The 20,268-nt window shown below is 74.6% G+C and carries 21 protein-coding genes and 1 pseudogene; 5 read left to right on the top strand and 17 right to left on the bottom strand.

What is annotated here, in order from left to right:
• Positions 1 to 135: 135 nt before the first annotated feature.
• Both OTB16_RS11355 and OTB16_RS11350 read left to right on the top strand, forming a co-directional pair.
• Positions 136 to 951: an endonuclease I family protein gene (locus OTB16_RS11355; protein ID WP_267719942.1), complete on the top strand. Its 816-nt coding sequence runs from the start codon at positions 136 to 138 to the stop codon at positions 949 to 951.
• A gap of 103 nt (positions 952 to 1,054) precedes the next feature.
• Complete coding sequence (locus tag OTB16_RS11350; protein WP_267719941.1) at positions 1,055 to 1,378, top strand: DUF3040 domain-containing protein; 324 nt, start codon at positions 1,055 to 1,057, stop codon at positions 1,376 to 1,378.
• A 72-nt stretch (positions 1,379 to 1,450) separates the two neighbouring features.
• Here OTB16_RS11350 and OTB16_RS11345 read toward each other — a convergent pair whose 3' ends face one another.
• From OTB16_RS11345 to OTB16_RS11335, 3 genes and pseudogenes are all read right to left on the bottom strand, one after another.
• Positions 1,451 to 3,073 (bottom strand): beta-N-acetylhexosaminidase, encoded by a 1,623-nt coding sequence (locus OTB16_RS11345; protein ID WP_267719939.1) that lies wholly within the window; start codon positions 3,071 to 3,073, stop codon positions 1,451 to 1,453.
• 83 nt (positions 3,074 to 3,156) lie between these two features.
• Positions 3,157 to 3,390, bottom strand: a pseudogene (locus OTB16_RS11340) (heme-binding protein); the annotation flags it as partial.
• 150 nt (positions 3,391 to 3,540) lie between these two features.
• A complete protein-coding gene (locus OTB16_RS11335) occupies positions 3,541 to 4,773 on the bottom strand; it encodes an MFS transporter (RefSeq protein WP_267719937.1) in 1,233 nt (410 codons plus the stop codon).
• Between the two features lie 302 nt (positions 4,774 to 5,075).
• On the opposite strand from OTB16_RS11335, the gene OTB16_RS11330 reads away from it, so the two are divergent.
• Positions 5,076 to 5,546, top strand: a complete 471-nt coding sequence (locus OTB16_RS11330) for a MarR family winged helix-turn-helix transcriptional regulator (RefSeq protein WP_267720023.1) — start codon at positions 5,076 to 5,078, stop codon at positions 5,544 to 5,546.
• 24 nt (positions 5,547 to 5,570) lie between these two features.
• Here OTB16_RS11330 and OTB16_RS11325 read toward each other — a convergent pair whose 3' ends face one another.
• The 5 genes from OTB16_RS11325 to pdxR form a co-directional block, all read right to left on the bottom strand.
• A complete protein-coding gene (locus OTB16_RS11325) occupies positions 5,571 to 6,134 on the bottom strand; it encodes a hypothetical protein (RefSeq protein WP_267719936.1) in 564 nt (187 codons plus the stop codon).
• Positions 6,131 to 6,787: an RNA polymerase sigma factor gene (locus OTB16_RS11320; RefSeq protein ID WP_267719935.1), complete on the bottom strand. Its 657-nt coding sequence runs from the start codon at positions 6,785 to 6,787 to the stop codon at positions 6,131 to 6,133. The genes OTB16_RS11325 and OTB16_RS11320 overlap by 4 nt, the downstream gene beginning before the upstream one ends.
• 7 nt (positions 6,788 to 6,794) lie before the next feature.
• Positions 6,795 to 7,277, bottom strand: coding sequence for an LAETG motif-containing sortase-dependent surface protein (locus OTB16_RS11315; RefSeq protein ID WP_267719934.1), 483 nt, complete (start codon positions 7,275 to 7,277; stop codon positions 6,795 to 6,797).
• A 42-nt stretch (positions 7,278 to 7,319) separates the two neighbouring features.
• Positions 7,320 to 7,745 (bottom strand): DUF805 domain-containing protein, encoded by a 426-nt coding sequence (locus tag OTB16_RS39510; protein WP_420717677.1) that lies wholly within the window; start codon positions 7,743 to 7,745, stop codon positions 7,320 to 7,322.
• Between the two features lie 307 nt (positions 7,746 to 8,052).
• Complete coding sequence (gene pdxR, locus OTB16_RS11310) at positions 8,053 to 9,630, bottom strand: MocR-like pyridoxine biosynthesis transcription factor PdxR (RefSeq protein ID WP_420717676.1); 1,578 nt, start codon at positions 9,628 to 9,630, stop codon at positions 8,053 to 8,055.
• Positions 9,631 to 9,746: 116 nt separating this feature from the next.
• Here pdxR and OTB16_RS11305 point away from each other — a divergent pair, with 116 nt between their 5' ends.
• The gene (locus OTB16_RS11305) at positions 9,747 to 10,730 is read left to right on the top strand and encodes a DMT family transporter (RefSeq protein WP_267719933.1); all 984 of its coding nucleotides are present in this window, start codon (positions 9,747 to 9,749) and stop codon (positions 10,728 to 10,730) included.
• Here OTB16_RS11305 and OTB16_RS11300 read toward each other — a convergent pair.
• The 4 genes from OTB16_RS11300 to OTB16_RS11285 all read right to left on the bottom strand — a co-directional run bounded on the left by OTB16_RS11300 (position 10,681) and on the right by OTB16_RS11285 (position 14,081).
• Positions 10,681 to 11,370 carry a class I SAM-dependent methyltransferase gene (locus OTB16_RS11300; RefSeq protein WP_267720021.1) on the bottom strand — a complete coding sequence of 230 codons (690 nt, stop codon included), beginning with the start codon at positions 11,368 to 11,370 and terminating at the stop codon, positions 10,681 to 10,683. The genes OTB16_RS11305 and OTB16_RS11300 overlap by 50 nt on opposite strands.
• Positions 11,371 to 11,443: 73 nt before the next feature.
• Positions 11,444 to 12,898 carry a VWA domain-containing protein gene (locus OTB16_RS11295; RefSeq protein ID WP_267720020.1) on the bottom strand — a complete coding sequence of 485 codons (1,455 nt, stop codon included), beginning with the start codon at positions 12,896 to 12,898 and terminating at the stop codon, positions 11,444 to 11,446.
• Between the two features lie 91 nt (positions 12,899 to 12,989).
• A complete protein-coding gene (locus OTB16_RS11290) occupies positions 12,990 to 13,364 on the bottom strand; it encodes a YbjQ family protein (RefSeq protein WP_267719931.1) in 375 nt (124 codons plus the stop codon).
• Between the two features lie 60 nt (positions 13,365 to 13,424).
• Complete coding sequence (locus tag OTB16_RS11285) at positions 13,425 to 14,081, bottom strand: response regulator (protein ID WP_267719929.1); 657 nt, start codon at positions 14,079 to 14,081, stop codon at positions 13,425 to 13,427.
• 1,453 nt (positions 14,082 to 15,534) lie between these two features.
• Here OTB16_RS11285 and OTB16_RS11280 point away from each other — a divergent pair.
• Complete coding sequence (locus OTB16_RS11280) at positions 15,535 to 16,101, top strand: SH3 domain-containing protein (RefSeq protein ID WP_267719927.1); 567 nt, start codon at positions 15,535 to 15,537, stop codon at positions 16,099 to 16,101.
• Positions 16,102 to 16,140: 39 nt separating this feature from the next.
• On the opposite strand, the gene OTB16_RS11275 is transcribed toward OTB16_RS11280, so the two are convergent.
• From OTB16_RS11275 to OTB16_RS11255, 5 genes are all read right to left on the bottom strand, one after another.
• On the bottom strand, positions 16,141 to 16,491 hold the full coding sequence (locus tag OTB16_RS11275) for an NYN domain-containing protein (protein ID WP_267719925.1): 351 nt from the start codon (positions 16,489 to 16,491) through the stop codon (positions 16,141 to 16,143).
• A 2-nt stretch (positions 16,492 to 16,493) separates the two neighbouring features.
• The gene (locus OTB16_RS11270; RefSeq protein WP_267719924.1) at positions 16,494 to 17,510 is read right to left on the bottom strand and encodes a phosphatase domain-containing protein; all 1,017 of its coding nucleotides are present in this window, start codon (positions 17,508 to 17,510) and stop codon (positions 16,494 to 16,496) included.
• A 3-nt stretch (positions 17,511 to 17,513) separates the two neighbouring features.
• Positions 17,514 to 18,722 carry an RNA ligase gene (locus OTB16_RS11265; RefSeq protein WP_267719923.1) on the bottom strand — a complete coding sequence of 403 codons (1,209 nt, stop codon included), beginning with the start codon at positions 18,720 to 18,722 and terminating at the stop codon, positions 17,514 to 17,516.
• 62 nt (positions 18,723 to 18,784) lie between these two features.
• On the bottom strand, positions 18,785 to 19,474 hold the full coding sequence (locus OTB16_RS11260; protein ID WP_267719921.1) for a Rossmann-fold NAD(P)-binding domain-containing protein: 690 nt from the start codon (positions 19,472 to 19,474) through the stop codon (positions 18,785 to 18,787).
• Between the two features lie 198 nt (positions 19,475 to 19,672).
• Positions 19,673 to 20,110 (bottom strand): VOC family protein, encoded by a 438-nt coding sequence (locus OTB16_RS11255; RefSeq protein ID WP_267719918.1) that lies wholly within the window; start codon positions 20,108 to 20,110, stop codon positions 19,673 to 19,675.
• Positions 20,111 to 20,268: the final 158 nt, after the last annotated feature.

Raw genomic sequence — 20,268 nt, 5'->3', positions numbered from 1 at the left:
GGGAGCACTGATTTCCGCGTGCCGGACACATGGTTTTCACCTGATCAGCACATGACAATGCGAGCCTCGCTCTGCCACCTGACACCCCGCCAACCGCAAGGGCGGGGACGGTGCGTGGAGAGGAACCCCCACGTCATGAGATTCTCCCGCCTGACTCCCGCGGCCGCCGGCCTCGCGGCGGTCGCCCTGCTGGCCGTACCGGCCACCGCCACGGCCGGACAGGAGCGGACGGCGGCTCCCCACGCCGCCGCGACCGGTTCCGCCGCCGTCGAGCCGTACTACGCGGCCGCGGAGGGCAAGACCGGAGCCGCGCTGAAGGCCGCCCTGCACACCATCATCAAGTCCCAGTCGAAGGTGAACTACGACGGCGTGTGGAACGCCCTGAAGGTGACCGACCAAGACCCCGCGAACCCGAACAACGTCATCCTGCTCTACTCCGGCCGCTCCCAGTCCAAGTCCACCAACGGCGGCGGGGCCAACGACTGGAACCGCGAGCACGTCTGGGCCAAGAGCCACGGCGACTTCGGCACCGCCACCGGCCCGGGCACCGACCTGCACCACCTGCGCCCCGAGGACGTCACCGTCAACAGCACCCGCGGGAACAAGGACTTCGACATGGGCGGCAGCCCCGTCGGCGAAGCTCCCGGCAGCCTCACCGACTCCGACTCCTTCGAGCCGCGCAACGCCGTCAAGGGCGACGTGGCGCGGATGCTGCTCTACATGGCGGTCCGCTACGAAGGCGGCGACGGCTTCGCGAACCTCGAAATGAACGACAAGGTCAACAACGGCTCCGCCCCGGCCATGGGCCGGATCAGCGTCCTGAAGCAGTGGAGCCAGCAGGACCCGCCGGACGCCTTCGAGAAGCGCCGCAACCAGGTCATATTCGACAGCTACCAGCACAACCGGAACCCGTTCATCGACCACCCGGAGTGGGTCGCCGCCATCTGGTGACGCCACGGCGCGGGGTTGGACCGCGCCAGGACGGGTATTCGCCGGTCAGAGGCCGCCGACCGCGCCCCGCGGCCGGTGGCCGAGCCGACGGAGGTACGTCGCCATGGACGGAGCCGGACTCTCGGATCGCGAGCAGCGCGCCCTCTCCGCGATCGAGGCCGAACTCAGGGGAGACCGCTCCCTCGACCGGATGCTGCGCTCAGGTCCCCGGCGGCACCGGATCGTGGCGGCCTGCCTGCTCGGCGCGGTGACGGTGGCGCTGCTCGTCGCGGCCTCGGTCACCGTGTCGCAGCCCCTGATCTGGGCGTTCGCGGCCACGTGGACGCTGACCGTGGTGACGGCCCTGCCGCTGCTCGGCCGATGGGTCCTCCGGCGCTGGCAGGGCCGGGACCGCACGGCCCGCCGGAGCCTCGACGACCACGTGTAGGGGACGACCGCGCGGAAGGTACGACCGCACAGCGGGGACGACCGCGTGGAGGGGACGACCGTACGTCCGCCGTCACCGGATCCGGTCGGTCAGGGCCTTGAACTCGGCCCAGGACTGCCGGGGTTGACGCTCGTCCCACACCTTCTGGGAGAGCGCGGCCAGCGGCGTCCGGATGCCCTCCGCCACCTGCGCCTGGGTCTGGGCGTTCGCCAGGTCGCTCCAGACGGCGAGCCGGGCTCCGAGTATCTGTGCCCCGTACCGGGCGGGCACCGCGGTGGTGCCGCGGAGCACCAGCGGGGTCCACTCCTCGTAGATGCGCCGGCCGGTGGGGTAGGTGAACTGGTTGGGCTGGCCGAGGACGTAGTACAGGTACTCGTCGTTCAGGTTGACCACCTTGCGGCCCTCGCGCAGGTACTCCAGCGGCGGGCGGGCGCCGAGTTCCTTGCCGGTCCAGTATTCGACCTGGATGTCCTCGGCGGCCTTGGCCACGCCGCCGGAGAAGAAGCCGTCGTTCCAGGCCTTGAGCGCCTTGCCGGACGGGCGGACCACGTCCGCGCGGTCGTTGAGCCAGCCCGTCGCGAGGTCCTGGACGCGCGCCGTGGGGCCGTACCGCTCCCGGGCGGCGGCGGCGAGCCGCGGGAAGGAGGCCTGCGGGTCACGGACGACGAGGGCCTGGTACTCGTCGGCACCCAGGTGCCAGGCCCCGCCGGGGAACAGCGGCAGGTACTCGCGGAGCAGTTCGTCGATGAGCTTGGCCGCGGCCGGGTTGGATATGTCCACCGCGCCCTTGACCGCCTTGCCCTGTACGTCGCGCAGTTGCAGGTCGGGGTGGGCGCGCAGCACCGCGCCGAGGTGTCCGGGAGAGTCGATCTCCGGGACGACGGTGATGTGCCGGCTCGCGGCGAGGGCCGTGATCCGGCGCACGTCCGCCTTGGTCAGGTGCGGCGTGGAGACGATCTCGGGGTGGCTCTCGGACTCGATGCGGAAGGCCTGGTCGTCGGAGAAGTGCAGGCCGAGCTGGTTGAGTTTGAGGTCGCCCATCTCGCGGATCCGGTCCTCGATCCAGGCCGGGGTGAAGTTCTTGCGCGCGATGTCGAGGTTGAGGCCGCGCTGCGGGCGGGCCGGGGCGTCGCGCACCGTGCCCTCCGGCGCGGAGCCGGCCGTCTTCACGGCCTGCTTGAGGGTGCGGGTGCCGTAGAAGACGCCGGCCTCGTCGCGGGCGGTGACCCTGGCCCGGCCGTCCTTGACGGTGAGGGTGTACGACTCGGGCATCTCGGAGGCCCCGGCGTCCAGGGACAGCTCTACGTCGCCGGGGCCGGGGTCCTGTGCCTCGGCGAAGCCCATGCCCAGTTCGCCCGCGAGCAGCTTGCCCTCGTCGGTGAGTGCCGAGGCGTCGTCCGCGCGGACGATCACGCGGCCGCTGGTGGCGGGCTTCCAGCCGGGGCCCCGGGCCGGAACGTGCTCGCGTACGGCGGGGACGGTGCTCGGGGCCGTCGACAGCGGGAGGGCCGGCGACGGGGTGGGGACCGGGGTCGGGTCGGCCGCACCGGGGGTCGCGGCCCGGGCCGACGCCGCGGCGCGGGTTCCGGGGGTGGGGGCTGCCGCGGGGGCCTCGTCGGAGGCCGCGGTGCAGCTCGGGACGGCGAGGGTGACCAGCGCGGCGACCGTTGCCGTCGCGATGACGTGGACCCTCATGTGCCGCCTCGGATTTCGCATCGTGCGCCCGTGTCCCCCGTACCAACGTGGCACGGGGGACACGGGCGCGCGACCCGGCGTGCTCAGACCAGGGCGTCGAGCGCCGCGGCGGCGAAGCCGTGGTCCTGGTCGGGAGCCCCGCCGCCGACGCCGATGGCGCCGATCAGGCGGCCGTCGCGGTGGCCGGGCAGCCCGCCGGCGATGAAGAGGAGCGGCCGGTCGAGGGCGGTCGGCAGGGTGTGGAAGAGGCCGTCGGGCCGGACGGCGTCGACCAGGTCGGCGGCCGGTGCGTCGAGCTGGAGCGCCGTGAAGGCCTTGGTCAGCGGGGCGACGGCGGTGCGGGCGGTGGTGGTGGTGAGGGACATGGTGCGTGCTCCTTGAGCGGTGCGGGGCCTGGGTACGGGGCTTCGGTACGGCCCGGTACGCCCCGGTACGGGGCTTCGGTGCGGGGTGGGTTCCGGGGGGTGTCAGTGGTGGGCGGATACGGGCGCGGCGGCCCCGGGGACCTCGGCCCCGTCCGCACCGGCCGGGGCGCCGCCGAGCGGGCGGGCGGCCGTACGGCGCTCCAGTGCGCCCGAGACGAGGGCGAGTACGAGGGCAGAGGCGGCCAGGGCCGCGCCGACCCAGTTCGGAGCGGTCCAGCCGAGGCCGGCGGCGATCACGAGCCCGCCGAGCCAGGCGGCGAGGGCGTTGCCGAGGTTGAAGGCGCCTATGTTCACGGCGGAGGCGAGGGTGGGTGCGCCGGCGGCCTGGTCGAGGACCCGCTTCTGCAGCGGCGGCACGGTGGCGAAGCCGAGGGCGCCGATGAGCACGATGGTGACGGCCGCTCCGGCCTTCGTGTGGGCGGTCAGGGTGAACACCGCCAGCGTGACGGCGAGGGCGCCGAGGGACACGTACAGCAGGGGCATCAGGGCGCGGTCGGCGAACCGGCCGCCGATGAGGTTGCCGGCGACCATGCCGAGGCCGAAGAGGACGAGCAGCCAGGTGACGGACGTGTCGGCGAAACCGGCGACGTTGGTCATCATCGGGGTGATGTAGGTGATCGCGGCGAAGACGCCGCCGAAGCCGAGGACGGTCATCGCCATCGCGAGCAGCACCTGTACGTTGCGGAAGGCGGCCAGCTCGCTGCGGATGCGGACGCCGCCGGCGGGCCGGGGCAGCTCGGGCACCAGCTTGGCGATGCCGAGCAGGCCGAGGACGCCGAGTCCGGCGACGATCAGGAAGGTGACGCGCCAGCCGAGGGTCTGCCCGACGAGGGTGCCGAGGGGCACGCCGACCACGTTGGCGACGGTGAGGCCGGTGAACATCATCGCTATCGCGCCGGCCTTCTTCTCGGGGGCGACGAGCTCGGCGGCGACGACCGCGCCGATGCCGAAGAAGGCGCCGTGGGCGAGGGAGGCGACGACGCGGCCGGCCAGCATGACGCCGAAGGCGGGGGCGAGCGCGGAGAGCACGTTGCCCGCGATGAACAGGCCCATGAGCAGCATCAGCATCCGTTTGCGGGGGATGCGGGTGCCGAGGGTGGTCATCAGTGGCGCGCCGAGGACCACGCCGAGGGCGTAGCCGGTGACCAGGAAGCCCGCCGTGGGGATCGAGACGCCGTAGTCGCCGGCGACCTCGGGGAGCAGGCCCATGATCACGAATTCGGTGGTGCCGATCCCGAAGGCCCCGATGGCGAGGGCGAGGAGTGCGAGAGGCATGAGGGGAGGTGCCCTTCAGGGAGGTGGTGGTGCGGGGTGCGGCGCGCGGCCGCCGAGGGCGACATATGTGTGCTGTCGCTGCTTACGTGCGTCCACATTAATTGCAGACGCGGGATATTTGCAAGCGCGGGATATTGCGGGAGTGGCCTATCCTGGTGGCACAGGTACGGCTGCGGCTGCGGCTGCGGCTACGGCTGCGGCTGCGGCTACGGCCGATGTGGCTGTGGCCGCGCGGCCCGCGCGAACGTTCCGCACCGAAGCACCGAAGCACCGCAGCACCGGATCTCCAGTTGGAGGAGCCCATGACGGCCACGGACAGCGCACTCACCGCCCTTTCCCAGGGCTGGTGCGCCCTCTCCCTCCTCCACGGGCGGATCGAGGCGCACATCGAGCGGGCGCTACAGACGGGGCACGGGCTCAGCGTGCGCGAGTACTCGCTGCTGGACGTCCTCAGCCGCCAGCACAGCGGACCGGGCGGGCACCTGCGGATGCACCAGGTCGCGGACTCGGTGGTCCTCAGCCAGAGCGCGACGACGCGCCTGGTCAGCAGGTTGGAGGACCGCGGCCTGCTGAACCGCTACATCTGCGACACGGACCGCCGCGGGATCTACACGGACGTGAGCGAGGCGGGCCTGACCCTCCTCGCCGCGGCCCGGCCCACGAACGACGCCGCCCTGCGCGTCGCCCTGGACGAGGCCGCGCGCGACCCGCAGCTGGCCCCCTTGGTCACGGCGGTGGAGAACACCGTCCCCGCCGGGCTCCAAGGGCACTGAACACGGGCTGGCCTCGCGGCCCGGTCAGCGCTGTCCCGGTGACGACGGCGTGGCCCCCGGGCCGGCCGAGTGGGCCGGCGAGGACGGCTGCCGGGACGGGCTCGGCCCGCCCGGCGGCTGCGGTGACGAGGCCGAGGGGGCTGCCGACGGGGTCCCCGCCCGGGGCGTCGGGGTCACGGACGGGGTCGCCCGCGGGTGCGGGTACGACGGTGTCGCGTCCGGCCCGGGGGCCGCGGTGGGCTCCGCCGGCTCCGCGGTCCCGGGTGGCGGGGACGGGGTCACGTACGGCGACCGTTCCGGCGCCGGGGTGGACGGGGTGAGCTCCCGGGGCGCGGCCGGCGGGGTCGGCCGCGGCGGGGCGGGGTCCGGGGTGAGCACCAGGTAGCCCACCAGGGCCGCCGCCGCGGCGAGACCGCTCAGGGGCAGCGTGAACCCGCGCAGCCGGGCCACCGGGGACCGCCACAGGCCCGGCCCCGGCGGGTCGGCCGGGCGGAGCTCGCGCATGGTGATCCCGGCGGCGCGCGCCTCGAGGGCCTGCCGGAGCCGCCGCTCGGCGGGGCGCTCGCCGTCGTGCGTCGTACGCGTCATACCCGACCCTCCAGGATCCGTTCCAGCGCGTCCAGGCCGCGGCTCGCGTTCGACTTGACTGCCCCCCGGCTGATGCCGAGGGTGGCCGCGATCTCCGCCTCGCTGAGGTCCGCCCAGTACCGCAGCACCAGCACCTGTCGGCGGCGCGGGGTCAGCCTGCCGAGCGCGGCGAGCACTTCGCGGTGTGCCTCGCCGAGCACGACGTGCGCCTCCGCCGACGGTACGTCGGCCGCGGCCGGCGGGGTCCACGCCCGTACGGTCCGCCTGCGGCGCAGCACCGAGCGGGAGGTGTTGACCACGGCGGTGCGCAGGTAGCCGAGGGCGTTGTCCACTTCGGTGATGTGTTCCCCGTGGCGGCGGTACAGGGCCGTGAAGGCGTCCTGGACCACGTCCTCGGCGGTGGAGAGGTCGTCGACGAGCAGCACCGCCAGCCGCACCATGCCCAGCCGGTGGGCGTGGTAGAGCGCGCTGACGGTGGGCGGGGCGCCGTCCCCGTGGGCGGGGTGGTGGGCGTCCGGCCGCGCGTACGGGTAAGCGTGCGCGGGCCCGGCGGGAGGGGAGGAGCGGTCGCGGCGCAGGAACGACCACAGGCCCCGCCGCGCCCGGTCGATGACGGGAGCGGCCGGGCCGGCGGTCGGTGCGAGGTGGAGCACGTGGTTCCTAGACGTTGGCGCGGCGCCGTACGACGTACAGGGCTCCGGCGCCGACGACGATCAGGCCGGCCGCCCCGGCGCCCAGGGCGGCGGTGGTGGCGGAGGAGCCGGTCTCGGCGAGCTCGGGCGTACCGGACGGGGCGCCGGGGGCCGCGCTGGGAACGGCGGCGGGGGCGCCGGTCGGCCGGACGCTCGGGGCGGCGCTCGGGGTACTGCCCGCCGGGGCGCTGACCGACGGAGCCGGGGCGGCGCTGGGCTTGGCGCTCGTCGCCGGAGTCGGGGCGGCGCTCGGCGTGGCGCTCGCCGGCGCACCGGCGACGGCCGGAATCGGGGCGGGGGCGGCCGGGGCGGGGGCGACCGGGGCGGGGGCGGCCGAGGCGGGGGTCGCGGCGGAGGCCGGCCCGACGAGAGCGACGGCCACACCGGCGGCGGCAGCGGTGACGGCCACCGCTCGGCGGACGGACAGGGGGACGCGCTTCAGGTTCTTCACTGTGGTTCTCCACGGTCGGTCGAGGACGCCGGATCACGCCCTTCAATCCCGCACGACGCGCGACCCGCCGTTCGGTTGCCGCCGTCGGCGAAGTTTTTTTCCGGCGGTCGGAAACCACCCCGCTGCCGGACCGGTCGGCGGACGTCGCGCGCCAGCGGGGGTCAGCGCGCCGGAAGGGGACCGGCTGCGGCCGGGCGGGGCCCGCAGGACTCGTCGCCCGAGCTCGGGGGTGTCGTCAAAGTCGTTCCGTACGCCCGCACGGCAGAAACGAGTTTGACGACACCCCCGGGGGCCCGTCGGCATGACGAACAGCCAGACCCAGCCGATCAGCGGGACGACGACCTCCGGGGTCCACCAGCCCGAGCGGCCGATGCCGTGCAGTCTGCGTACGGTCGCGCCGAGGGTCGCCAGCAGGACGGCGAGACCGCAGAGGGACGCGGGGCGGTCGTCGCCGAGGAGGTCGCCCAGGCGGACGCACCCCGCGATGATCAGGGCGTTGAACAGCCAAGGTCCAGAACGTCCAGAACTCGCGGCGCGGGGCCCGGCCGCCGAGGACGAGGCACTTGCCGAGGACGTCGGTGGAGTGGCGCATGACTTCCCGGAGAGAGGAGGAACGGGCCCCGGACCGGAACGGAACCGGCCGGACTCGGACCGTAGAGCGGACGCACCCTCCCGTCAAGGGGAATCGGCCCAGGTCAGAGGGTCGGTCGGGCTTCCCCGGCCAACCCGCGTCCCCACGCCCGTCCCCTCAGCCCGCTCAGCCTGCTCCGCCCGCTCATCCCGGTCCGCCCAGCCCGTCCAGGGCCGCCGCCAGGGTGGCGATGCCCTCCTCGATCTCGCCGGCCGGGCCCGCCGCGTAGCCGAGGATCAGGCCCGGCGGCCCCGGGCGCATCCGGTGCCAGGACAGCGGGTGGGTCTTGACGCCGAGCGCGAGGGCGGCCGAAGCGAGGTCGGCGTCCTCGAAGCGGGCCCCGTCGAACGTGACCATCAGGTGCAGGCCGGCCGCCGCGCCGTGCACGCGGGCTCCGGGCAGCCGCTCGGCGAGCGCCCGGAGCATCGCGTCCCGGCGGCGCCGGTGACGGCGCCGGACGAACCGGAGGTGGCGTTCCAGCTCGCCCGACTCCATCAGCCGGGCCAGCACCAGCTGGGCGAGGACCGGATTGCCGAGGTCCTCGTAGCGCTTGGCCTCCGTGACCGCGTCCCGCAGCCGAGGCGGCACCAGCAGCCAGCCGAGGCGCAGCGCCGGGGCGAGCAGCTTGGACACGCTCCCGGCGTAGCAGACGCCCTCGGGCATGAGGGCGCGCAGGGCGGGCACGGGGGCCCGGTCGTAGCGGTGCTCGGCGTCGTAGTCGTCCTCGATGACCAGTCCCCCGGCGGCGGCCCAGCCGAGCAGGTCCCGGCGCCGCTCGCCGTCGAGGACGACCCCGGTCGGGAACTGGTGCGCCGGGGTCAGCAGGACGGCGGCGGCCCCGCAGGCGCGCAGCTCGGACACGTCCAGCCCGGCGGCGTCCACCGGCACGGGGACCGGCTCCAGCCCCCAGTGCGCCAGCTGCCGGCGGGCCCCCAGCGAGCCGGGGTCCTCCACCGCGACGCGTCGTACGCCGTCGTCCCGCAGGACCCGCGCCAGCAGCGCCAGCGCCTGGGCGACTCCGGCGACGATCACCACCTCGTCGGGGGCGGCGCGGATGCCCCGGTTGCGGGCCAGCCAGCCCGCCACGGCCGCCCGGAGTGCGGGCGCGCCCCGGGGGTCGCCGTAGCCGAAGTCGGCCGGGGTGAGTCCGGCGAGCACCCGTCGCTCCGCCTGGAGCCAGGCGGTACGGGGGAAGGCCGCCAGGTCGGGCACGCCGGGCGAAAGGTCGATCCGGCAGGGCACCGCGCGGAGCGCTTCGACGAGCCCGCCGCGGGCGGGTCCGGCCGGCCCGCCGGGGGCCGGGACGGCGGACGGGCCGGCCGCCGCGGGCGGGGCGGCAACGAGCGGGGCGGCGACGGGCGGGGCGGCGACGACGACCGTGCCGCCGCGGCCTCGGCCGGAAACCTGGCCGGTCTCCGCCAGCCGCTGGTACGCCTCGGTGACGAGACCCCGGGAGACGTGCAGTTCGGCGGCGAGGACGCGGCTGGCCGGGAGGCGGGAGCCGACGGGCAGCGTGCCGTCGGCGATGGCGGCGCGGAGCCGGGCGGCCAGCCACTCGGTCCGGCCCCCGGCCGGTGCGCCGGTCAGGTCGAGCTGGAGGAAGTCGGAGCCCCCGGCGGCCGCGCGCCCACCGGGCACCGTCGTTGTGGACCCCTGTGTCGCGTGTTCTTTGGACCTGCTCACCGGTCCATTATGGGACCAGGCTGGACCGCATGAGGACATCCAGCGCGCCATCCACCGCACCTTCCACCACGCCATCCGGCGCACCTTCCGCCACACCACCCGCCACTACCGCCGCATCCACCTCCCTTCGGGATCTGGCACCCGGTATCGCCGGCATGGCGCTGGTCGGCAGCAGCGTCACCGTCTCCCGAGCCCTCGTCGACGCTCCGCTCTTCGCCGTGCAGGCCGTCCGGTACACGGCGGCCGCGCTGCTGCTGCTCGCCCTGGCCCGGGCCGCCCGGGTGCCGGTCCTGCGCCCGCGCGGCCGCGAGTGGCTGTGGCTGGCGGGGATCGCGGCGACCGGCCTGGTGCTGTTCAACGTGGCCGTCGTCCGCGGGGTCGCGCACGCCGAACCGGCCGTCATAGCGGTCGCGGTGGCCTCCGTACCGGTGCTGCTCGGGGTGATCGGTCCGTTCCTGGAGGGACGGCGGCCCAGCCGCCGGGTGCTGCTGGCCGCCCCCGTCGTGGTCGCCGGGGCCGTGATGGTCGAGGGGACGGGCCGGACCGACGCCGTCGGGGTGGCCTGGGCGGCGCTCGCGCTGGGCTGTGAGGCCGGCTTCACCCTGCTCGCCGTACCGGTGCTGCGGCGGCACGGTGCGTGGGGAGTCTCGGTGCACGCGGTGTGGATGGGGGCGGCGATGCTGGCGGGGCTCACGCTGCTCTTCGAGCGGCCGGCCGACCTGGCCTCGCTCGGCGCGGGCCAGTGGGCGGCCGCGGGGTACCTGGCCGTCATGGTGACGGCGGTGGCGTTCCTGCTCTGGTACCGCACGGTGGCCGCCGTGGGCTCCGGCCGGGCGGGGCTGCTGTCCGGGGTCGCACCGCTCGCCGCGGCCGGTGCGGGAGCCCTCACGGGCAGCGGGGTCCCCGGCCCGGCGGTCTGGCTGGGGCTGGCCGTCGTAGTCGCCGGACTCGCGGCGGGGCTCCGGCCCGAACGCGGCGGTCCGGTGCCCGCCGCCCCCCGTGCGGCAGCGGACCGCCCGGCCTGCTCCAGCCGCCCGCTCAGCCGCCTGTTCGTCCGCCCGTTCAGCCGCCGGGCGGGCACGGCTTCCGTCAGGTTCCGGGCCCGCCGGCCGGAACGGGGGCCGGGCCCGGTCCGCTGACGTTCACGGCGGGGCGCCGCGCGTAGCAGAACAGGTGTTCCTCCGGGTCGGCCAGGCCGCCGGCGGGGTGGAACAGGACCGTGCGGTGGTGCAGCACCTCCAGCCCCTGGGCGGTGAGCCGGGTCAGGTGGTCCTCGGCGGACAGGCTGCTGACGGTGACCCGGTGGCCCATGAACTCGATGCCGAGGCCGCGGATGTCACCGGGCACGGTCGCCAGGACGAGGTATCCGCCGGGCCGGACCCACGACGCCATCCGCTCCAGGGAGGCCGCCACCTCCGGCTGATCCATCATCAGCAGCGGGAAGAAGGAGCACACGGCGTCGAAGCCAACCTCGCCGGGCGCGTACGTGCGTACGTCGGCCTGCTCGAACCGGGCCCGCGGCACCCGGCCCCGGGCCAGGGCGACCATCGCCGCCGAGACGTCGATGCCCGTCACCGCGCAGCCCGCCGCGGCGAGCACCTCGGCGGTGGGCCTGCCGGTGCCGCTGCCCACGTCCAGCACCCGGGCGCCGCTCGGCAGCCGGGCGGCGAGCCAGTCGAGGGCCTCCAGCTGCGCGGGGTCCTGTCCGAAAGCCTCCTCGTAGCGGATGGCCAGGGCGTCGAACACCTGGGCCGCGGACGCTTGTTCCGGCTCGTTCATCGGCACGTTCGTTCCTCCATCGGCACGTTCGTTCCTCCCGGTCGGTCGTCGTCGGTGCGGGGTACGGGCGGCGTCAGCGCAGGATGCCGGCCCGGCGGGCGTCCTGGATCCAGGACGGGAACTCCGACAGGAGCCGGTCGTACAGCTCGGGGTCGGAGACGGTGTCGATGTCGTCGACGGCGAAGAAGCCGACGTTGTCGACGCGGCGGCCGGGCAGGGTGTCGAAGCGTTCCAGTACCCCGTAGTCGGCCCGGCCGAGGCCGATGAACTGCCAGAAGACCGGCTCCTCGACGGCCCCGCGCAGTTCCCGTTCGATCGCGTCGTTGCGGTAGACCCCGCCGTCGGAGAAGAAGAGGACCAGCGTCGGTTCGGGCGCGGGGTGGTCGCGGACGAAGGCGCGGACCTCCGCGATGACCTTCTGCTCCTCGTTTCCGATGCCGACGGCGCGCATGTCGATCTGGCCGGGGACCAGGCCTTTGGGCGGCTTCCGGCGGCCGAACAGGCTGAACTCGCCGCCGCGCACGTGCAGGCGCAGCCATTCGGGCAGCGCGCCGATCGTCAGGTCGGGCAGCCGTGCCGGGTGGGAGGCGAACGTCCAGGCCTGCATCTCGCCGTCCTCGTCGAGCTGGGCGGCGACGGCGGCCATCCGTTCGGCGACGCCCGCGACGGTGCCGCGGTGGTAGAGGCCGGCCATGGAGCCGGACGCGTCGAGGACGAGCACGACCCGGGCGGACAGGCCGGTGACCCCCCGCTTGCTCAGGCTGACCGCGACCTGCCGCTTGCGCAGCGACAGGCGCTCGCGCACCTCGGCGGGCAGCCGCTCCTCCCCCTTGGTGAACCGTACGGCCGGCTCGGCGGGCGCGGCCCGAGGAGCGGAGGCGGGAGCGGGCGCGGCCGGAGGAGACGCGGACGGAGAAGGGGCGGCCGGAGAAGGGGCGGCCGGAGAAGGGGCGGCCGGAGGAGACGCCGCCGGAGAAGGGCCGGCGCTCCGAGGGGCCGCCTGCGGAGCGGCCGCCCGCTGCGGCTCGTCCACGGTGATGCCGAAGTCCGTCGCCAGGCCGGCCAGCCCGCTCGCGTACCCCTGGCCGACCGCCCGGAACCGCCAGGCCCCGGACCGCCGGTAGAGCTCGCCGCTGACGAACGCGGTCTCCGGGCCCGCCCGCATGTCGAAGCGGGCGAGTTCCACCCCGGAGGCCGCATCGAGGAGGACCAGGTGGAGCCCAGGCACCTGCCCGAAGCTGCCGCCGTCCGCCGACGCGCAGAGCAGGACCCGCTCGACCCCCGGCTCCACCGCGGCCAGGTCGACGGCGACGGTGTCGGCGCAGGGCCGCTTGCCGAGGTGGCGTACCGCCCCGGAGGCGTGCCGGGGCTGGTTGTAGAAGACGAAGTCGGCGTCGGAGCGGACGCGTCCGGCCCCGGTCAGCAGCAGCGCGGACGCGTCCACGTCCGGAACCCCGGGCCCGGCCGTCCAGGCGAGCACGGCCCGGACCCCGGTCGACGCGATCGGCAGGTGGGAGCCTTTGTCCATGAGGGTCACGGCGACCAGTCTGCCGCTCCACCCCCTACGGGCGGTAGGAGACGGCCGGTTCCACGACGGAGGGCCGGATGAGGGAGGACGCTCACGCGGAGGCGGGGACGAGGACCACGGCCGTACCGTAGGCGCACACCTCGGTCCCGACATCGGCCGCGTCGGTGACGTCGAAGCGCATCATCAGCACCGCGTTCGCGCCGCGCGCCTTGGCCTGCTCGATGAGGCGGTCCATGGCCTGGTTGCGGGTCTCCACCAGGGTCTTGGTGAGACCCTTGAGTTCGCCGCCGATCATGGACTTCAGCCCCGCGCCGATCTGGCTGCCCAGGTGGCGGGAGCGGACGGTGAGGCCGAAGACCTCTCCGATGACCTGCTCGACCCGGTAGCCGGGGACGTCGTTCGTCGTCACGACGAGGACACCGGTCTGCTGGGCCCCGGGGCCGCCGCCGTAGTCATCGATTCCCATGGCACCCACTGTGGCGCGGGCGGGCACCGGCCGCATCCGGAGGGGCCGGTGCCCGCCCGGTCAGGGCCTGCGGGCGGCGAGGCCGAACTCGTACGCCATGACCACGGCCTGGGCGCGGCTGGACAGCTCCAGTTTGCTCATGCAGCGGTGCACGTGCGTTTTGACGGTGGCGGCGCTGAGGGCGAGCCGGCCGGCGATGTCGGCGTTGGACAGCCCGGCGCCGACGAGGCCGAGCACCTCGCGCTCGCGCGGGGTCAGCGTGTCCAGACCGGCGTGCGGGGCGCGGGTGACCGGGGCGGCGTACGTGTCGATCAGCCCGCGCAGCGCCCGGGGGCTGAACAGCATGTCGCCGGCGTGCACGGTGGAGATCGCGGCGAGCAGCCGCTCGGGCGGGGTGTCCTTGAGGAGGAAGCCGCTGGCGCCGGCGCGCAGCGAGCGGAAGACGTACTCGTCGGAGTCGAAGGTGGTGAGGATCAGCACCTTCGGCCGTCCGGGCTCCGGTCCGGCCAGGATCCGTTCGGTGGCGGCGATGCCGTCGGTGCCGGGCATCCGGACGTCCATGAGGACGACGTCAGGGCGGGTCCGCTCCGCGAGGCGGACGGCCTCCTCGCCGTCCGCGGCCTGGCCGGCGACCTCGTAGCCGACGGCGGCGGTCAGCAGCGCGGCGAGTCCGGACCGGATCAGGAACTGGTCATCGACGACGAGTACGGACGGCATCCGCTCCACTCCTTTCCGGTCGGGGTACGGGGATCCTCAGCCTGACGTCGAATCCCCCCTCGGGGGCGGGCCCGGTGATCACCGTACCGTGGTGATCGTCGCCCTTTCGTGGACGCGGGCGGTGGTGCGCGCCTGCGGGGCGTGCGGGCGGAAGGGCGTACGCCGTGCCCGTGATCCGCACCTCCACGGGCACACCGGCCTCCCCGATCCGCCTGACCGGCTCGGCCGTTCCCTGTTGCTTCAGGCGGAGTTGGCGGGTGAGCCGGCGCAACCTGCGGGAGCCGTAGGCAGTGACCGGGCACACGACGGTGGCGGCGGTCACGGATCCCCCGCTGAGGGCTTTGGCCGTTCGGGTCGGGCCAGTTGCGGAGCACGGTGGAGGAGATCCACAGCGAGCCGACGGCGTACACGGCCTCGCCGGCGACCGGTAGCGCGGCACGGCGCGGCGCCGGACCGTCGCCGGATGTGTGGACAGCTGCACGTCAACCCCCTCGTGTACACCCCTGGTTGTACAGGGTCGCTCCCCGAGGGGGTAGCCGGGTTTCAACCCGTGGATGGGCGCGGGCGGATGCCGCGCGCCCGTAGATTCGCCAGCGCCGGTTCACCGGCCGGCATCGGCCCTGCCCCCCGGGGCCCGCCGCGCGGCCGTGCCCGTTCGGGGGAGGGCACGGCCGCGCCTCCCCGCTGTCCCGGGACGGACGGGACGGAGGGGACCGATGGGACCGATGGGACCGACACGACGGCCCGGACGGACGGGGAGCGGAGCCGGGTCCGACGGCCACGGCCACGGCGTCCCCCCACAGTGACGGGCACCCCCGGCGGCACGCCCGGCCGGCGCTCCCACGGGGACACCCGGCGGCGGGACCCCGGCGCCCTCCGGGTCGACACTCCCGGCACCCTGCCACGGCGCACACTGTCACGGCCGACCCGGCCCGCGCCCCGACGACCGGCCCGTGCCGCTCCACGCGGCCGAGCCCACGACGCCGTCCACCTGCCGGCGCGCTGCGCACACAACCTGGGCCGCGCCCAGGTGGGCCGCGGCGACCTGGTGCCCACCCCGCTCGGGACGACATACGGGGGCGTTCCGCCTCCTCGGCACCCGCTCCACGGCTTGGCCCGGCTGACTCCGGCTGACCCGTCGACAGCCCGCCCCGTGCGATGCGGCGGGAGCCCGGCCCGCTCGGTTTCGCGGCGGTGTCCCCGCCCGCCCCGCATCCCGCCCCTCCCGAGTACGTGGACCCAGCCGTCGGAAGTACGTGCGCGCCCGCTGTCCGGGGGTGATGGTCCGCCGGATCCGCCTCCGGGGTGCAGATTGGGCATTTCGGGCTAAACGGCGGTGAGTCAGCGGGGCTGTCGGCTCCCGCGTCGTCATAGTCGACCCTGGCAGCCGCCTGGTTGCCGTCCCGCGCCGCGCGTCGCGGCCGGGTGGATGTCTTCGTAGAGGAGCCGGCTCATGCTGAAGCCCACCAGGACCATCCTCGCTCTCGCCGCCGGAAGCCTGGTTCTCGGCCTGGTCGGGACGGGCGCCGCCATCGCGGACGAGAACCCGATGGCCGGGGCCCCGTCGCAGGCCGCGGCGGTCCGCGACGGCCACGCCGTCGGCCGGGTCGTCTCGAAGGGCCCGCTGAAGGTCCGCAGCAAGCCGTCCACCCGCTCGCGGATCGTCGGCCAGGTGTACCCGAACCGCAAGGTCGAGATCGAGTGCAAGAAGTACGGCGAGTCGGTCGACGGCAACCGCCTGTGGTACCGCCTGGACGGCCGCAACGGTGAAATGGAGAACGGCAACGGCGGCATGGACGGACGCGAGGACGAGCGCGAAGATGAGCGCGAAGATGAGCGCGAGGACGGCCGCGAGGACGAGCGCGAGGACGAGGACGGCCGCGAGGACAGCCGCGACGACGAGCGCGAGGACGAGGACGGCCGCGAGGACAGCCGCGACGACGTCAGGGCCGGCCACAACGACCGCTGGGTCGCCGCCCGCTGGGTCAAGAACCTCTCCCCGGTGAAGTACTGCCGCTGATCCGGCACCCCGGCTCGGCTCCCGTGCGCCCGGTACCGCTCAGGGTGCCGGGCCCACGGCGCGCGGGCCCACGCACTCGGCCCCGTACGCCCGGACCCGCTCGCGCAGTTCCCGGTCGGCGGTGACCACGGTGCAGCCGCGCTCCGCGTAGGCCGCGGCCAGCTCCACGATCCGGTCGTCGCCGCTGCCGGGCGCCGAGTCCACCCGCACCCCGGGTACCGACGCGACACCCCGGGCCGCTCCTTCGACGACGAGGACGACCTCCTCCCCGCCCTCCCACCCGGCCAGCCGGTCACGCAGGCGCTCCGCCGCGCCCCGGCGGTCGCGCCACCAGCCGTCCGGTACCGAGCCGACCACGTTCGCGCCGTCCACGACGAGCACGCGGGCCACGGCTAGAAGTCCCCGTAGTTGACCTGCCAGGTGGGCAGGCCCATCCGGCGCCACACCGCGACCACCCGGTCCCGGTCGTCGAGCGACACCCGCACCGCGTACCGGTGGCGCACGTGCGCGTCGAACAGCTCCGCCTTCACCACGTCGTCGCGGCGCCCGTCACCGGCCGCGCGCATCCACAGCTCGTCGTACGGCACCTCGTGCCGGCGCAGCCACGACTCGGTCCGCGTCCGGTGCTCCTCGCCGCGCCCCGACAGCAGCACGATCGTGTCGCCGTCGGCACGCCGGAAGGCGTCCAGGGCGTGCTTGACCGACTCGTTGAGCAGGTCGAGCTCGCAGCGCGAGAAGTCGTACGGGCCGCGGTCGCCGGTCAGCGCGAGCGTCCCGTCGATGTCGCACATCACCGCGGACGGCAGCGCCGGATCGGGGACGTACTCCGTCACGGGCGGCCCGGACGCGCCGGAGCCGCCGTTCATCCACTCCGCCGTCAGCCGCCAGCCGCCCTTGCGGGCCTTCTGGTGCTTCTCGGCCAGGATCCGGATGATCTCCTCGCCGACCGGGCGTTCCCGGGCGGCGTCGCGGCGCAGGCACTCCTCCAGGGGAACGTCGGTGAAGTCGTGCACGACGAAGGTCGCCAGGCCGCCGACCGCCGCCTTGAGCCGCTTGGGGATGTGCTTGGTCAGGTGGGTGTTGTCGACGACCACGTCGAACCCGCCGTCGACGGCCGCGCGGAGCGCCGCGTCCTGGACGGCCAGCACGGTCTGTTCGTGGGCGAAGCCGCGGCTCCGCCCGGGGTCGGGCAGGTCGAGCATGCTCCGCAGGTCGTCGAGGTTGACGCGGCGCATGCGCCCGCCCGCCTCGGCTTGCAGGGCGCGCGCGGCGGTCGTCTTGCCGGAGGCGGGCAGGCCCGTCATGACGTGCACGACGGGCAGCGGGGCCTCCTCGGCCGCGGCGAGCGCCTCGGCCGCGACCACCGTCGCGGCTTCGGGCCCGGCCACGGGCTCGGGTGTCTGGGACACGGTTCAGTTCTCCTCGTCGTTCGTGAAGGGGTCGGCGGCCTCGGGCCGGACGAAGCGCCAGACGACGAGGCCGGTGGACTTGCCGTCGAGGCGCAGGAACATCGCCGCGCGGATCCCGCCGTCGGGCAGTGCCTTCGCGGCGCGGGCGAAGGCGCCCCGGTCGGCGGCGAGGTGCGCGAGCCCCGCGTACGCCTCCTCGACCGCGCGCTCGCGGAGCGCGGCCTCGTCCTCGAGGCGGGCGACGACCTCGCGGACCCAGGTGTCGAACTCGTCGGGCACCTGCTCCAGGAGCGCGTCGAGCGGCTTCCCGCCGGCCGTCTCGATGTCCTCGACCCGGCAGTTCAGGCCCTGGGCGAGCTGCCTGGCGGGCAGTCCGGCGAACCGCTGGACGCCGTGGGACCGCCAGATGTCCCGCTCGGTGACGCCGGTGAGCACCTTGTGCAGGCGTACGTACTCCGAGAGCTTGGCCTTGGCGCGCACGCCGGAGGCGAAGCGCAGCACGAAGCCCTCGGCCTGGGTGCCGGTCGCGGCGGTGCCCCCGGGCAGGGTGTTGGAGTCGGCGTGCGCGATCAGCTCGGCGAGGGGCATCGCGGGCCACACCGTGACGACGGAGCCGATCCCCGCCCAGCGGGGCGCGGCCTCGGCGAGCGGGACCTCGGCGCCGTCCGTGGTGAAGGCGGCGAGGAGGACGAGGTCGCGGCGGTCGCCGTAGTCGACGACGATGCGGTTCTGCGGGTAGAGGACCTCCGCGAGGTAGGTCGTGCCCGGCACGAGGGCCGTGGTGTCCCTGGCGTCGAGGTGGCGCTGCGCCCAGGTGGCCTGGGTGCTGGTGAAGGAACCCTTGGAGGCGGCCCGCCAGCGGTCCGCGTAGTGGAAGACCACCGCGAGGCTGCCGTCGACCTTGTCGTAGACCTCGAACGGCTCGTCGGGCAGGGCGGGCGCGTACGGCTGGCCCGACTCGTGCTCGCCGACGTTGAAGAACTTCGGCAGCGGCAGCGCGACGACCGCACCGGTGGTGTCGTCGGCGACGAGTCCCCGGCAGCGGGTGGTGACCTGGTTCCAGACGCGCTCGTACTGGGCCGTCCGCGTGTACGTGTAGAGGGACAGCGGCAGTTCGGGGTGCGCCTTGCGGGTCACGTACCCGGCGTCGATCGAGGCGGCGAGCTCCTGCGCGGGCATCAGGTCGTGCAGAGTCAGGCGGTCCTGGCTCATGGGGTCCCTCCCGGATTGAGATGGTCCATTCTCACGTGCGGGAGGGTCTGCCCGGTACTCGATTATGACTGGTCGGAGCCCGTTGCCAGCCGGTTGATGTCCCGGGGGCGCAGGATGCGCCCGGGCACACCGGCGCCGGGCGGGGCGGCCGCGACGGCGATCATGGCACGGCCGAGGGCCTCGGTGGTGGTGACGAGGTTGGGCGCGATCCGGCGCAGCAGGGGGAAGAGCGGCGCGGCCACGGCGTAGAGGGTGCGGTAGAGGCGGGTCTTGGAGGGCACGCCGCACACGGGCTGCACGATTCCGGGCCGGAACATGTAGGCACGGAAGGGCAGTTGGAGCAGGTCGTTCTCGGTGCGCCCCTTGACGCGGGCCCACATGGAGCGGCCGCGCTCGGTGCTGTCCGTGCCCTCGCCTGAGACGTAGACGAAGGTCAGGGCGGGGTTGGCCGCGGCCAGGGGCCGGGCCACCGCGAGCGTCAGGTCGTACGTCACGCGCCGGTACGCCTCCTCCTTCATACCGACGGAGGAAACGCCGAGGCAGAAGAAGCAGGCGTCGTACGCGGTCGGGTCCAGGTCCGGCGCGGAGAGGTCGGACGGGTCGTCCTGGACGCGCTCGCGGAGCTTGGGGTGGGTCACGCCGAGCGGGGTGCGGCCGATCGCGAGGACGCTCTCGACGGAGTCGTCGCGGAGGCATTCACGCAGGACGCCCCGGCCGATCATGCCGGTCGCGCCGAAGAGGATGACGTTCACGGCAGCAGCTTAGGCCTGGTCCGTCATGCCTGCTCCGGCGGCGGGTTCAGCGGGGCAGCCGGGTGCCGCACCGGGTGCGGGGGCGGGCGCCGCGCTCACCGGAGAGGCGTCCGCGGGCGGCGCAGACCCGGTCCGGGAGGCACGCCGGTTCCCCGGTCGGCTCCTCGTCAGTGGTCGCGTGCGGCGGGGCGAGTCGGGTCAGTTAGAGATGCAGATCTCGTTGCCCTGCGGGTCGGCGATCGTCGTCCAGACGCTGGGACCCTGGTGCCCGTCGTGGAGGAAGGTGGCGCCCTTGGCGAGGAGCCGCTCGACGACGCTCTTGTGGTCCTCGTCCGGCCCGGTGCGGACGTCCAGGTGGACGCGGTTCTTGACCGTCTTCGGCTCGGGGACCGACTGGAACAGGACGCGGGGCGCGCGCTCCAGGCCCTCCGGGTGACGGATGGCGGCGCCCGCCTTCCAGACGAGCACGCCGTTGTGGGTCGTCGTGTCCTCGTCGGTCGCGTGGCCCGCGGCGATCAGCCCCCGGATGAACGCCTCGTCACTCGGCTCGACTTCCCATCCGAGCGCGTCCGCCCACCAGTCGGCGAGGGCGTGCGGGGCAGCGGAGTCGATGGTCACCTGGAACGTGTATGCCATGCCGGGACCCTACTGAGCGGGAGCCGTGGCCGCCACAGGAGGCGGCGTGCGGGGCGGGTCTGGCGCACGGGGCGGGTGGGCCGCGTGGGCGGAGGCGGCGGCGGGTCGCGCGGGACGCGCCTGCCGGGGCCAGCACCATGCAGCGAGGCAGGACAGTC

It is taken from the genome of Streptomyces antarcticus, assembly GCF_026627255.1.
GTDB classification, from domain to species: Bacteria; Actinomycetota; Actinomycetes; order Streptomycetales; family Streptomycetaceae; genus Streptomyces; species Streptomyces antarcticus.
This window is presented reverse-complemented; position numbering and strand designations above follow the sequence as displayed.